Source organism: Eubacterium callanderi (assembly GCF_900142645.1).
Taxonomy (GTDB): domain Bacteria; phylum Bacillota; class Clostridia; order Eubacteriales; family Eubacteriaceae; genus Eubacterium; species Eubacterium callanderi.
In genome coordinates, this window is sequence record NZ_FRBP01000012.1 from 62,147 (window position 1) to 74,917 (window position 12,771).

General features: G+C 43.7%; 13 protein-coding genes. 12 read left to right on the forward strand and 1 reads right to left on the reverse strand.

Features of this window, described 5'->3' with window-relative positions; all coding sequences use genetic code 11:
* Positions 1-2: 2 nt before the first annotated feature.
* The 10 genes from BUC22_RS16160 (at position 3) to BUC22_RS16205 (ending at position 9,126) form a co-directional block, all read left to right on the forward strand.
* Positions 3-224, forward strand: a complete 222-nt coding sequence (locus BUC22_RS16160; RefSeq protein ID WP_013381057.1) for a FeoA family protein — start codon at positions 3-5, stop codon at positions 222-224.
* An 88-nt stretch (positions 225-312) separates the two neighbouring features.
* Positions 313-555: a DUF6110 family protein gene (locus tag BUC22_RS16165; protein WP_013381058.1), complete on the forward strand. Its 243-nt coding sequence runs from the start codon at positions 313-315 to the stop codon at positions 553-555.
* Between the two features lie 14 nt (positions 556-569).
* Positions 570-2,660 (forward strand): heavy metal translocating P-type ATPase, encoded by a 2,091-nt coding sequence (locus BUC22_RS16170; RefSeq protein ID WP_013381059.1) that lies wholly within the window; start codon positions 570-572, stop codon positions 2,658-2,660.
* A 22-nt stretch (positions 2,661-2,682) separates the two neighbouring features.
* Positions 2,683-3,057 (forward strand): YbaN family protein, encoded by a 375-nt coding sequence (locus BUC22_RS16175; RefSeq protein ID WP_013381060.1) that lies wholly within the window; start codon positions 2,683-2,685, stop codon positions 3,055-3,057.
* Positions 3,050-4,834 carry an ABC transporter ATP-binding protein/permease gene (locus BUC22_RS16180; protein ID WP_013381061.1) on the forward strand — a complete coding sequence of 595 codons (1,785 nt, stop codon included), beginning with the start codon at positions 3,050-3,052 and terminating at the stop codon, positions 4,832-4,834. The genes BUC22_RS16175 and BUC22_RS16180 overlap by 8 nt, the downstream gene beginning before the upstream one ends.
* Positions 4,785-6,437 carry an amino acid ABC transporter ATP-binding/permease protein gene (locus BUC22_RS16185; protein ID WP_013381062.1) on the forward strand — a complete coding sequence of 551 codons (1,653 nt, stop codon included), beginning with the start codon at positions 4,785-4,787 and terminating at the stop codon, positions 6,435-6,437. The genes BUC22_RS16180 and BUC22_RS16185 overlap by 50 nt, the downstream gene beginning before the upstream one ends.
* Positions 6,437-6,736: a nitrous oxide-stimulated promoter family protein gene (locus BUC22_RS16190; RefSeq protein WP_013381063.1), complete on the forward strand. Its 300-nt coding sequence runs from the start codon at positions 6,437-6,439 to the stop codon at positions 6,734-6,736. The genes BUC22_RS16185 and BUC22_RS16190 overlap by 1 nt, the downstream gene beginning before the upstream one ends.
* A 47-nt stretch (positions 6,737-6,783) precedes the next feature.
* Positions 6,784-7,317, forward strand: a complete 534-nt coding sequence (locus tag BUC22_RS16195; protein WP_013381064.1) for a hypothetical protein — start codon at positions 6,784-6,786, stop codon at positions 7,315-7,317.
* Positions 7,289-8,302, forward strand: coding sequence for a spore photoproduct lyase family protein (locus BUC22_RS16200; protein ID WP_013381065.1), 1,014 nt, complete (start codon positions 7,289-7,291; stop codon positions 8,300-8,302). Before BUC22_RS16195 ends, BUC22_RS16200 begins: the two co-directional genes overlap by 29 nt.
* Before the next feature lie 62 nt (positions 8,303-8,364).
* Complete coding sequence (locus BUC22_RS16205; protein ID WP_013381066.1) at positions 8,365-9,126, forward strand: peptidylprolyl isomerase; 762 nt, start codon at positions 8,365-8,367, stop codon at positions 9,124-9,126.
* Between the two features lie 47 nt (positions 9,127-9,173).
* Here BUC22_RS16205 and BUC22_RS16210 read toward each other — a convergent pair whose 3' ends face one another.
* A complete protein-coding gene (locus tag BUC22_RS16210) occupies positions 9,174-10,496 on the reverse strand; it encodes an MATE family efflux transporter (RefSeq protein WP_013381067.1) in 1,323 nt (440 codons plus the stop codon).
* A gap of 469 nt (positions 10,497-10,965) precedes the next feature.
* On the opposite strand from BUC22_RS16210, the gene BUC22_RS16215 reads away from it, so the two are divergent.
* Together BUC22_RS16215 and BUC22_RS16220 are read left to right on the forward strand one after the other, a co-directional pair.
* Positions 10,966-11,832: an AraC family ligand binding domain-containing protein gene (locus BUC22_RS16215; RefSeq protein ID WP_013381070.1), complete on the forward strand. Its 867-nt coding sequence runs from the start codon at positions 10,966-10,968 to the stop codon at positions 11,830-11,832.
* A complete protein-coding gene (locus BUC22_RS16220; protein WP_013381071.1) occupies positions 11,816-12,751 on the forward strand; it encodes a DMT family transporter in 936 nt (311 codons plus the stop codon). Before BUC22_RS16215 ends, BUC22_RS16220 begins: the two co-directional genes overlap by 17 nt.
* Positions 12,752-12,771 lie beyond the last annotated feature (20 nt).

The window sequence follows — 12,771 nt, forward strand, 5'->3', positions numbered from 1 at the left end:
ATATGAAAACTTTAAAAGCCACTCCATGTGGTCAAACAGTAAAAGTTGTAAAAATTGAAAACAAAGGGCCAATCAAACGTCGTATTATGGATATGGGAATTACCAAAGGTGTCGATATATTTGTCCGAAAGGTTGCTCCTTTAGGCGACCCGATAGAAGTAACAGTACGAGGTTATGAGCTATCACTTAGAAAAGCTGACGCCGAAAGTATTATTGTAGAGTAATTTTATTTTATGTTTTTGTTAGTTTTTTCTAATCATGTATAGATAGTAAAACAAATATCGAGTGGACTAATTTATAAGGAGTATAATTATGAAGAATGTTTTAGAAAATGATAAGTTGACTTTTTTTATTGGCGGTATTGCGGCGGCCACTCTTGGTGTAAAAGCTTTAAAGAGTAAATGCGCCCATAAATTCTTTGTAAGTGCTTTAGCCTCTGGTATGAAATTGCAGGATGATGCTAAAGTGATGTATGAAAATATCAAGGAAGATGCTGTTGATCTCTGTTATGAAGCAAAACTCGAGTCAAAAAAAGCTGAATCTGCTGGAGAATAAGGAGTAGTCAGACTATGAAATACACCATCGTTCACGATATGCCTGGACGCATTCGTCTGCGTTGCGGGCGTAATGCTTTTTCTCTTGATGAAGGCTACAGTATAACTTCTGTTTTGATGGCACAAACCATAGTTACCGACGCAAAGGCTTCCAGTATCAACGGAAGCCTTTTAATTTTTTATATCGATGACTCCCGTTCTTTACTTTTAGACTTCATTGATACTTTAGTGCCTGCAGAACTTCCCGTCATACCGCCAGCCGAGAGAGACACCACTTCTGAAGTTGACGCAGGCTTTCAATATGCGCTTGCGTTTAGAATTGTCCGCCGATTACTTTTCCGGGGGCTTCTTCCCTCTCCTGTCCGTCATGTAATCACTTTATTCCGCGCTGTCCCCTATGTTGTGCGCGGAATAAAGAGCTTGCTTAATTTCCGTATTAATGTCGATGTTTTAGATGCATCCTCCATTGGCGTTTCTTTAGCACAGGGAGATTATGGAACCGCAAGCTCCATTATGTTTCTCCTGTCGCTTTCAGATTTACTGGAAGACTACACAAGAAAAAAAACAAAGCTTGCCCTGGCAGGAAGCTTGTCTGTCAATGTTGACACCGTATGGAAACAGGATAGTTATGGCAACTTTATAAGCACACCCATCAGCCAGCTTGAAGAGGATGATACTATTATTGTCCGTACCAGCGGCACAATCCCAGTAGATGGTACTATCTGTGAGGGTGAAGCCTACATTAACGAAGCCTGTATGACGGGCGAATCTCAGTCCGTTTTAAAAAAAGCGGAGGATTCAGTCTATGCAGGAACCGTCGTTGAAGACGGCAGCATTGTTATAAAGGTACGTGCTATTGGAAACGGGACTCGTATGAACAAAATCATCGAGCTTATTGACCAATCTGAAAACCTGAAAGCAGATGTACAGAGCCATGCCGAAAATTTAGCGGACTCCATTGTTCCCTTTAGCTTTCTGGCATCTGGTCTGGCGTTTTTACTCACCAGAAACGCGACAAAAGCGGCCTCTGTCCTGCTGGTTGACTACTCCTGCGCCATCAAACTTGCAACACCGATCTCCGTCATCTCAGCTATGCGTGAAGCTGCAAACCATAAAATCGTGGTAAAGGGTGGGAAATTTCTCGAATCTTATGCTCTGGCAGATACCATTGTTTTTGATAAAACCGGAACGCTCACCGTTGCCTCTCCAAGTGTCAATGAGGTTATTTCGTTTCCACCGTATAATAGGACAGAGGTTCTGAAAACCTCGGCCTGTCTTGAAGAGCATTTCCCTCACAGTGTTGCTCACGCCATTGTTCACAAAGCAGAACAGGAAAATCTAAAGCATCGTGAAGAACATGCCGAAGTAGAATATGTCGTTGCACATGGGATTCGTTCAAAGCTTCACGGCAAAAAGGCGCTTATTGGCAGCTACCATTTCATTGTAGAGGATGAAGGGATTCCCGTAACGCCAGAACAAAAATCCATCATCGAAGAAAAAGGTCATGGCAAATCGGCGATTTTCTTAGCTTTGGGTGACGCATTGGCCGGAATGATCTGTATTGATGACCCTCTCCGTCCAGAAGCTGCTGAAACCATACAAGCACTCCGCGAATCTGGCATAAAGAAAATTATCATGCTCACTGGCGACAGTGATGAAGCCGCGAGAGACGTCTCAGCCCAGCTTGGCATTACGGAATACCAGGCGCAAATTTTACCAGAAGACAAGGCATCAGTCATCGAGCGTCTGAAGGAAGATGGCCACCAGGTTATCATGGTGGGTGACGGCATTAATGATTCACCGGCTTTAGCCGCTGCAAATGTCTCTGTTTCCATGAAAGATTCCTCTGATATTGCCCGTGAGGTTGCTGATATTACGTTGCTCAGCACAGACCTCAGAGCGCTTGTTACTTTGCGGCACCTCAGCCTGTCTTTAATGGAACGCATCCAAAAAAATTTCCATGTCATCATTGGATTTAACAGCCTGCTGCTGGCAGGCGGGCTCATTGGATTTATTCCTCCTGCTACCTCTGCCTTTTTACACAATTTTTCTACAATGTTTATCAGCGCGGCCAGTATGCGGCCCTGCTTAAAACCACCTGTATGATCGATTATCTGAAAGGAGTTTTATGAAAACACTTTATCTTATTATTGGTTTTTTATTCTTCGGGCTTGGAGCCATCGGTGTTATCTTGCCGGTGCTCCCAACCACCCCTTTCCTTCTTGTCGCAAGCTATTGCTTCGCGCGGGGCAGCAAGCGGTTTAATGACTGGTTTTTGAGTACCAAAATTTATCAAAAACATCTGGACAGCTTCGTTAAGGAACGAGCCATGACACTGAAAACTAAGATTTCGCTTCTGTCCTTTGCATCCGCTATGCTGATCCTGGCCTTCTGTCTGGTCGATGTCATTTATGCGCGTATCCTCATCATTGCGGTAATGATTTTTAAATACTACTACTTCATCTGTAGGATTAAAACCATTCAGGAGGTACAGAATGATTGACAAACGCCTGACACATATGATGGGTAAGGCTAACCGCTATATTTTTTTAAATGTGTTCTTTAACTGGATCTGTCTTTTAGCAAACATGGCGATTGTTTTCACCATCGCCTGGCTTTTGCAGAATATTTTAACAGACGGTATTGAAAGCATTAAAATATCCGGCTATCTGGTAATCATCTGTGTGTCTTTGATTGTACGGTCTGCCGCTACTCTTATGGCTTCAAAAATGTCTTACGCAGCTTCCTCCGGTGTAAAAAAAACATTGCGTGAAAAAATATATGAAAAACTTCTTCGCCTGGGCATAAGCTACAATGAAAAAATTTCTACAGCCGAAGTAGTTCAGGTTTCTGTGGAGGGTGTTGAACAACTGGATATTTATTTTGGCAAATATCTTCCGCAGCTTTTTTATAGTCTTCTCGCACCGTTAACCCTGTTTGCAGTTCTCTCGTTTGTTAATTTAAAAACCGCACTGATCCTTTTGATCTGTGTGCCGCTTATCCCTGTTTCAATTGTAGCTGTACAAAAAATCGCCAAAAGGCTTCTATCAAAATATTGGAGTACCTATACAGAACTAGGAGACAGCTTCCTTGAAAATCTTCAGGGGTTGACGACCCTTAAAATTTATGAGGCGGATCATTATAAAAATGAAGAAATGAATGCTCAGTCCGAAAAATTCCGAAAAATAACCATGAAGGTCCTCACCATGCAATTAAACTCTGTAACTGTCATGGATATTATCGCCTACGGGGGCGCTGCCGTTGGGATTATTCTGGCGGTCACAGAATTTATGAAAGGAAATATTTCCTTTGGCGGTACCTTTGCACTGATTATGCTTTCAGCGGAATTCTTTATCCCATTGCGTCTGCTGGGCTCTTTTTTTCACATCGCAATGAATGGAATGGCCGCATCGGATAAAATTTTTCGTCTGCTTGACCTTGATGAGCCTGTCCACGCCGCGGGTAATATTGATCCAGAGGACGCGGATATTCATTTAAATCACATTGAGTTTTCTTATGATGTCGAGCGCCCTGTTCTGGAAGACGTCTCCCTAAGCATTCCAAAGGGAAAATTTGTATCCATCGTCGGAGAATCTGGCAGTGGAAAAAGTACCATCGCTTCGCTTATTATGGGTGCCCATCGCAGTTACCGCGGCGATATCAGTATTGGAAAGCAAAATTTAAAATCCCTGTCTGAAGCCAGCATTATGGAAAATATCACCCTCGTAAGTCACAACAGTATGATTTTCAAGGGAACTGTTCGTGACAATCTTTTAATGGCCCAGCCAAATGCCAGTGACGAAGCGCTGTACTCTGTACTCAAACGGGTTTGTCTCTATGATTTTCTTATAGAACAGCAAGGGCTTGATACACAGATACTGGAGAATGGTTCAAACCTTTCCGGAGGCCAGTGCCAGCGTCTTTCCCTCGCACGGGCACTTCTTCACGACTCTGAAATCTACATTTTCGATGAAGCAACTTCTAACATAGATGTGGAGAGCGAAGAACAGATCATGGACGTCATCGAGGATCTGTCACATACCAAAACGGTTGTGCTGATCTCCCATCGACTGGCCAATGTGCGTTCCACCGATCAAATTTATGTTTTGTATAAAGGGCGTATCATCGAATTCGGAACGCATACAGAGCTTTTGGAAAACAGCAGCTACTATGCAGATCTGTATTTTACCCAGACATCTCTTGAAAATTATGGAAAGGAGACTCCTGTCTATGCGCAGAAATCCCATCTCAATCATGATGCGGCTTATCGGGCTGGTTAAGCCGCTGATCCACATCATGCTGCTCACGATCCTTATGGGTGTTGCGGGCTATCTATGTGCAATTTTTATTACCATCCTGGGCAGCTATGGTATTCTTTCCATTCTGGATATCCAGAAAATAGATTTAAAGCTGCTTTTTATGGTCATCCTTATCCTGGGGCTTTTGCGCGGCGTGCTTCATTATATTGAACAGGCCAGCGGCCACTATATCGCGTTTAAGCTTCTTGCTATTATCCGTGACAAAGTTTTTAAAGCCCTTCGCAAGCTTGCTCCTGCAAAACTGGAAGGCAGGGATAAAGGCAATCTGATTGCTGTCATTACTGGCGATATCGAGCTTCTGGAAGTATTTTATGCGCACACCATCGCCCCCATTGCCATCGCTATTATCACCTCTTTAATCATGGTAATCTTCATTGGGCAGTTTCATCTGCTGCTCGGCCTTATTGCCGCCGTCGCCTATCTTTGTGTAGGGCTTCTCATTCCCGTAGCCGCCTCACGGCTGGGGGCAGATAAAGGAAGAAGCTATCGGAGACTTTTTGGCGAGCTCAACACCTATTTTCTGGACAGCCTGCGCGGTTTAAAGGAATGTATCCAATACCATTGCGGCCCCTCAAGGCTAAAAGAGATCACACGCCAGTCCGATGCTCTTGATATTCATCAAAAAGCCTTGAAAAATCAGGAAGGTTTATCGGCTGCTGTTACAAATACAGTTATCCTGTTTTTTGATCTCGCGATGCTTTTTTCCTCTATTATACTAATGCGTCAGGGGATTGTCGGCTTTGAAGGTATTTTAATTCCAACCGTTGCCTTATTCAGCTCCTTTGGTCCAACCGCAGCGCTCAGCAGCCTTTCAAACAATTTGCTTCAAACCTTTGCCGCCGGAGAGCGTGTGCTGGATATTCTAGACGAAAGTCCAGTTGTTAGTGAAGTGGAGAAGGGTGTGGACATTACCTTTGACAGAGCCTCATGTAAAAACCTCTCTTTCGCCTATGACGACGAAATAATCCTCGACAATATTACCATGGAACTCCCCGCCTCAAAGGTTATTGGCATTCATGGAAAAAGTGGGTCTGGAAAGTCTACTTTTCTTAAACTGCTCATGCGCTTTTGGGACCGCCAGTCCGGCAGCCTTGAGCTTTCCAGTTATGATATCCGCTCTGTTAATACCCGCAGTCTCCGTGAAAATGAAAGCTATGTCACTCAAAGCACCTACCTTTTTAATGATACTATCGGAGCAAATATCCGTGTTGCCCGTTTAAACGCCAGTGACGAAGAGGTGGCCGAAGCCGCAAAAAAAGCCGCTATCCATGATTTTATCACTCGGCTTCCTAAAGGGTACGATACTCCCGTAGGCGAACTTGGCGAATCCCTGTCGGGCGGCGAACGACAACGTATTGGGCTGGCCAGGGCCTTTTTACACCAGGCACCCTTTATTCTTCTCGATGAGCCTACCAGTAATCTGGACAGCCTGAATGAAGGGATTATTTTGAAATCCATCCGGGAGCATGCAGCTAACCATACCGTTGTGTTGGTTTCTCACCGGCGTTCCACCATGGGTATCACCGACCTGGATTATTCCATAGAAAACGGGAGGCTCTCCTAATGGCATGTGTAAAATCTGAACAGCATATTATTGAAAAAATGATCCGCCTCTACTGCTTAAAAAAGCACCGCCAAAAAAACCTGTGTCCCGATTGCCAGGCACTTCTGGATTATGCTCTGGGCCGCCTGGAGCGATGTCCTTTTCAGGATTCAAAATCATTCTGCAGCCATTGTCCGGTCCACTGCTACAAACCGGAAATGCGAAAACGCGTGCAGGAGGTAATGCGTTTTTCAGGCCCCCGGATGCTTTTTCATCATCCTGTTTTGGTGGTTAAGCATATGATTGAAAGCAATCGCTGATGACAAACGGCCTTCTTTGAGGTAAAATAACCTCAAAGGAGGCCGACATGAAATATTTTTACTTGCTCGTTAATGATCAAAATATTAAAAACTGGACCCTCGTCAATCAAGTTTCGATAAGAAAAAATGGGAAAACACATTGCTATTTCCCGGATATTCTCTATCGTCATCCCTTTGACGAGGGGTCTTTATATCTCTCTGTCGATGATGCTCTGAGCACTGATGTTACCGCTGCGCTGGAAACAGCTTTTAGAAAGCTTCCGCCCCATCGTATTGTTCTGCTGAGGATTAATGACAACCCTGAATGGCAAAAAACCTTTTCCCGCTGGAAGGCTATGTTTGAAAAAGATGAGGAGCCCTTTTTTACCCCAGAGGAATCTCTGCTGATGGAAAAAACAAAGTCCGCGCTTCGCCTGACTCAGACACAAAAAATTACTTTTACAAAAGCATGCGTTTCGAAAAAGCTCAGAGATTCAGCCTGCCTTTCTAATACTCTTCTCCCTTATACTGAGCTTAAAATTACCATCAAAAAAGAAAGGAGCTTCGCTTTTAATGCATTACTTAAAAACCTCTGGTGCTAAGCCCTTTTCACACATTTACATTGAGAAGGGGGCAGCCCATCATCCAAACACACAGGCTATTTTACAAAAAATCAATTACGACAGTCTTATTTATATTGATGACTACTCACAAATTTTCAACCGGCACCATCAGGATTTCATTGCACAGAAGCGTTCCCCAAATCTTATTTTAGCCCGAAAAAAGCAGGATTTTTATTATGATGGTTCTCCCTACTGTGAAAACTTTGGACATGCACGCTTTTACTATACTGGTATTATCATGAACTGCCTTTATGATTGCAGCTATTGTTACTTAAAAAGCATCTACCCCTCCGGGCACATAGTTATTTTTGTCAATAATGAGGATTTCATCACCTCTGTAGAACAGGATTTATTATCCAGCTGTGAGCCCCTTTATCTGGCCATTTCCTATGACAGTGATTTGATGGCGCTTGATCCGCTTACCCACTTTCTGGGCCCATGGCTCGCATTAGCTAAAAGACATGCTAACCTGACGATCGAGGTGAAAACAAAAGCCGGGCGTTTTCCCATCTCAGACCCGCCTCAAAATGTCATTTTTGCCTGGTCGCTGCTCCCCGATCCGGTAATCCATCTTTACGAACGTCATACCCCTTCCCTTGCAACGCGGATGGCGGCAGTATCTCAGGCGCTTAGAGCCCATGCGACAGTTCGATTCTCCATTGAGCCCGTAATGCCTATCAACAACAGTGCGAGGATATACCGCGACTTTATCGACAGCCTGGGAAAACAGTTTGATTTAAACCAGCTGCTGGATATTAACATCGGCGGTTTTCGAATCAGCGGTAAGCAGTTTAAGACCTTTTATAAAAAAGATCCGACCTGTCCGGTTTTTGCCTGGTCTTTAACCGAAAGCACCTGCGACGTCAGCTATGCAGATAGCAATGCTCTGATCAGGCAAATAGAGCGGGATTTGAAAAGCTTTGTAAAACCTGAAAAAATCATTGTATACCAAACCGCCCCTTGACAAAGAGAAATATAAACTATAATATTTAATTTAATGACTATTAATAGAAGGAGATTTTCTAAATGGAAAAACAAGTCGTAGCAGTGGTCGAAGGTAAAGAAATTTACAATACCGACCTGGAAGCTTTAATACAACAATTACCTCAGGAGCAGCAGGGCCAGTTCCGTACAAAGGAAGGGCGCAGAAAATTACTCGAGGAGCTTGTTGCTCAGGAACTTTTCTATCTGGAAGGGAAGAAAGATCACGAGGACGAATCTGAAGAGTATCTCGCTCTGGTTGAGGATGCAAAAGAAAAGCTGCTGAAATCGCATATGATTGCCAAATTCATGAAAAATGTAGAAGTCAGCGATGAAGAGGTTAAAAAGTTTTATGATGAAAACCCCAAACAGTTCATCGCACCGGACAGCATCCGCGCCAGCCATATTTTACTGCCATCTGAACAGCAGGCCATTGATATTATTAAGGAAATCAAGGATGGAGGCAAAACCTTTGAAGAAGCCGCAAAAGCTTACTCTGTCTGCCCGTCAAGAGAACAGGGCGGCGATTTGAGTTATTTCTCAAAAGGAAAGATGGTACCACAATTTGAAAATGCCGCCTTTGCTATGAAGGTTGGCGAAATGAGCGATGAACCTGTAAAAACAGACTTTGGCTGGCACATCATTAAGGTGACCGACAGCAAAACCTCTGAAACTATTCCTTACGATGTGGTAAAGGAGAGCGCCCGCCAGTATCTTCTTGAGCAAAAACAAAACCGCGCTTTCCTTGATCGTGTCGATGAACTAAAAAAAGAATATGATGTCGATGTAAAAATCGGCTTATTCTAATTTAAAGGCCTGGCTTTCTGCTCAGGCCTTTTCTTTTTCAATCTTTTTTACTGTTCAATGGAAATTCTTTTTATCAAGAGTACACCTATTCCAAGCGAGATAAACTCTGTTAAGGGTACTGCCATCCAGATGCCTGTCACACCCCATAAAAGCGGCAGCACAGTGACTAAAAACAAATTGAAAACACAGCCTCTAAACAGACACAGGCCTAAAGAAATCCTCGGCCGTACAACTGCCTGAAAATAATTGATAATGAACATGTTGGTTCCTGTAACAAAAAAACCAATAAAATAAATGCGTATGGCCGTTGCAGACAGCGCCAGTACTTCCGGTGAGGGGTTTAAAAAAATATAGGTAAACAGATCCGGCATCAAAAGCCCAAGAAGCGCCGGCAAAGCACAAACGGCTAGAGCTGTCCTCACCCCCAGAGCCCGCACTTCGTAGATACGGTCAAACTTTCCAGCGCCATAATTGGTTGACAAAATTGGCTGAGCTGCCTGGCTGACACCATTACTTAAAGCGGTGACCACAAAGGCCGTATTTGTAATAACACCATAAGCACTGACGCCAATCTCTCCCACATAGCGTAAAAGCTGATGGTTAAACGCGAAAATAACAATACCAGCTGAAATTTCAATCAGAAAGCTGGTAAAGCCATTGGCAAAAACAGCTTTGAAAAAAGATAATCTCAGTCCTCCAAAACAAAACCGCAGCCCGTTTTGCCTGGAAAAGAAATGCGAAATCAGGATACAATCTGTTAATACAGATCCCATAACGCTGGCCAGTGCAGCGCCGGACATTCCCATCTGAAAGGGAAAAACCAGCAGTATATCAAAGATAATATTAAACACACCGCCCGCGATAACAGCCGCCATTGCACGCCTGGGCGCACCATCATTTCGGACAAAGGCCTGTAAAAATGATGAAAAGCTAAAGATCAGTGCACCACCTGCAATATAAGGGGCATATTCCATGATGTATGGCATGGTAACAGCGGTTCCACCTAAGAAAAGCATGATGTTTTCCCCAAAGGCAAAGAAAAGCGATATATAAACAATCCCTGCCAGCAGATTAAGGATAAAGGCAGTGGTAAAATACTGCTGTCCCTTTTTCTCTTCTCCCCGCCCCCGGCTGATCGACATCAGCACAGAGCCGCCCACACCAAACAACAGGCCGGTTCCAAAAACAAGGTTAAAGACAGGCAGAACAATGTTTAAGGCAGCCATTGCTTCTGTGCCGATACCTTTTCCTATAATAATTGTATCGGCTAAAATATAAATAGAAGTTACCATCGTCCCACTGACCGCCGGAAGCAGATAGTGAAAGAACATCTTTGGAACAGGCTGTTTAACCAGTTGGTTTTTATCCATTTTATTCTCCCTTTAGGGCCATTTACCATTAATCAGCAGACCCGTTAGTTTTTGTTAATCTTTCAAAATTATAACATAAGCCTTTACGATACGGAAAATTTTTTTCTTTAACTACAAAAAGACCGCTGATGCGGAAAAGCAACAGCGGCCTTTTTGGTTGTCCGAGATTATCAAAGATAAGGGTTTGGTATGATATTGCAATGTTTATATACCCTGATCAACAGTATTTAAACATTTATAAATTTAAAAAGATGATGAGATCGCGCAAAATCTTCCAGAACGATTGAGTCACTGTTAACAGTGGCATAAACGCATCCGGCAGCAGATAAACTCCAAACTTTTCAATTCCAGGGTCCTGTTTATGGCTTTTTCTATTCTTTTTCTTAAAATTTTATCTTTCACCTGGAAGATCATACAAGACACAAGCCAGCACTTCTGCTAAAATAAAACCAGAAAGAGAGGCAATTACATGACATTTGAACAAGAACAGCGGCATGTTTACTATGATACAGATCTGAAAATTGAAGCATACCATCTGACTGGAATTGTACAGCCATTTCCCAATCATTTTCATGATTATTACGTTATCGGCTTTGTAGAAGGCGGACGACGGCATCTGTGGTGCAGAGATCGGGAGTATGACCTGAGCGCCGGTGATCTGGTGCTCTTTAATCCAAGAGACAGCCACCGTTGTTCCCCAAGGAACGGAGAAATCCTGGACTACAGAGCTGTCAATATTCCTGCTGATATCATGAAAAGCGCTGCTCACGAGGTTACCGGCCAGCCCTACACACCGTTTTTTACCCAAAACGTCGTCTATCAGAGTGACATTACCTCTGCCTTAAATGATCTTTATACAGGGATTGTCGAGATTTCATCACGCTTTGAAAAGGAGGAGGCTTTCTTTCTGCTTTTGGAACAAATTTTTCGTGAATACAGTTCCCCCTTTGAACAGAGCAGCACCGCCGAGCCTGATAATAAAATCAAAGCCGTCTGTGCCTATATGGAGGATCACTTTTCTGACAATATTTCCCTGGACGATTTAACGGCTCTTGCCGGGCTCAGCAAGTCTTATTTTTTGCTGCTGTTCACAAAACAGGTTGGCGTCTCCCCATACCGTTATCTTCAGTCAATTCGTATTGAGCGGGCTAAAAAGCTGCTGGAACAGGGTATACCGCCCATTGACACCGCTGCCATGACTGGCTTTTCTGACCAGAGCCACTTTTCCCGTTTTTTTAAGGATTTCATTGGGCTGACACCCAGACAATACCAGAAAATCTTCCAGACAGATAAGCATTCAAAGAAAGAGGCTTCTACCAATGAACACGAACATTAAGAGTACATCCTTTGGCCACATTGCTGCCTTTTTTACCATTGTCATCTGGGGAACTACCTTTATCGCCACAAAAGTGCTGCTGCGAGTGCTTACGCCTGTTGAAATTCTGTTTTGCCGCTTTTTTCTTGGTTATCTGATTTTATGGCTGGTCACACCCAAAGGCCTCAGGCTAGACAACCGCAGACAGGAATTCTATTTTATGGCTGCCGGTCTTCTCGGCGTCACGCTTTACTTTCTTTTGGAAAATTTTGCCCTCACCCTTACTCTGGCGGCAAATGTCGGGGTAATCATTGCCATTGCGCCTTTTTTCACCGCACTGTTTGATTACTTTTTCCTTCATGGAGAACGGCCCGGGCCGCGGTTTTTCATCGGGTTTATCGTGGCGATTACAGGCATCTGCCTGATCAGCTTCCGCGGTGACAATACCGTACAGCTTAACCCGGCAGGTGATCTGCTGGCCATTACCGCTGCTGTCGTCTGGGCTGGTTACTCAACCTTCACCAAAAAAATCAGCAGCTTTGGCTATGGAACCATTCTGACTACCCGAAGAATCTTTTTCTATGGGCTGCTTTTTATGGTTCCCGCCCTGTTTATTTTTGGTTTCCATCTGGATCTCTCGGTTTTTATTGAGTTTAAAAATCTAGCAAATATTTTATTCCTGGGCTTTGGCGCATCAGCGCTCTGCTTTGTCACCTGGAACCTGGCCGTTAAGCTCCTGGGTCCAGTCAAGACCAGTGTATATATTTATATGGTCCCGGTCATTACGGTTGTTACCTCTGTCATTATTCTTCATGAGCACATTACCCTGCCAGCTATTTTGGGCATTGGGCTAACCATTGCCGGCTTGTTTCTTTCAGAAAGCCGTCTTAATTTCAAGCGTCAGAAAATAGTAAATGAAAAGGAGGAGCTGCGCAGCTAAGCACGCAGCTCCTCCTTTTC

Bases quoted from the DNA above. Each gene is read 5' to 3' on its own strand.
- BUC22_RS16190 (WP_013381063.1), top strand. From the start codon at position 6,437: ATGGCATGTGTAAAATCTGAACAGCATATTATTGAAAAAATGATCCGC.
- BUC22_RS16185 (WP_013381062.1), top strand. From the start codon at position 4,785: ATGCGCAGAAATCCCATCTCAATCATGATGCGGCTTATCGGGCTGGTT.
- BUC22_RS16215 (WP_013381070.1), top strand. From the start codon at position 10,966: ATGACATTTGAACAAGAACAGCGGCATGTTTACTATGATACAGATCTG.
- BUC22_RS16220 (WP_013381071.1), top strand. From the start codon at position 11,816: ATGAACACGAACATTAAGAGTACATCCTTTGGCCACATTGCTGCCTTT.
- BUC22_RS16175 (WP_013381060.1), top strand. From the start codon at position 2,683: ATGAAAACACTTTATCTTATTATTGGTTTTTTATTCTTCGGGCTTGGA.
- BUC22_RS16170 (WP_013381059.1), top strand. From the start codon at position 570: ATGAAATACACCATCGTTCACGATATGCCTGGACGCATTCGTCTGCGT.
- BUC22_RS16205 (WP_013381066.1), top strand. From the start codon at position 8,365: ATGGAAAAACAAGTCGTAGCAGTGGTCGAAGGTAAAGAAATTTACAAT.
- BUC22_RS16180 (WP_013381061.1), top strand. From the start codon at position 3,050: ATGATTGACAAACGCCTGACACATATGATGGGTAAGGCTAACCGCTAT.
- BUC22_RS16210 (WP_013381067.1), bottom strand. From the start codon at position 10,496: ATGGATAAAAACCAACTGGTTAAACAGCCTGTTCCAAAGATGTTCTTT.
- BUC22_RS16160 (WP_013381057.1), top strand. From the start codon at position 3: ATGAAAACTTTAAAAGCCACTCCATGTGGTCAAACAGTAAAAGTTGTA.
- BUC22_RS16195 (WP_013381064.1), top strand. From the start codon at position 6,784: ATGAAATATTTTTACTTGCTCGTTAATGATCAAAATATTAAAAACTGG.
- BUC22_RS16200 (WP_013381065.1), top strand. From the start codon at position 7,289: ATGCATTACTTAAAAACCTCTGGTGCTAAGCCCTTTTCACACATTTAC.
- BUC22_RS16165 (WP_013381058.1), top strand. From the start codon at position 313: ATGAAGAATGTTTTAGAAAATGATAAGTTGACTTTTTTTATTGGCGGT.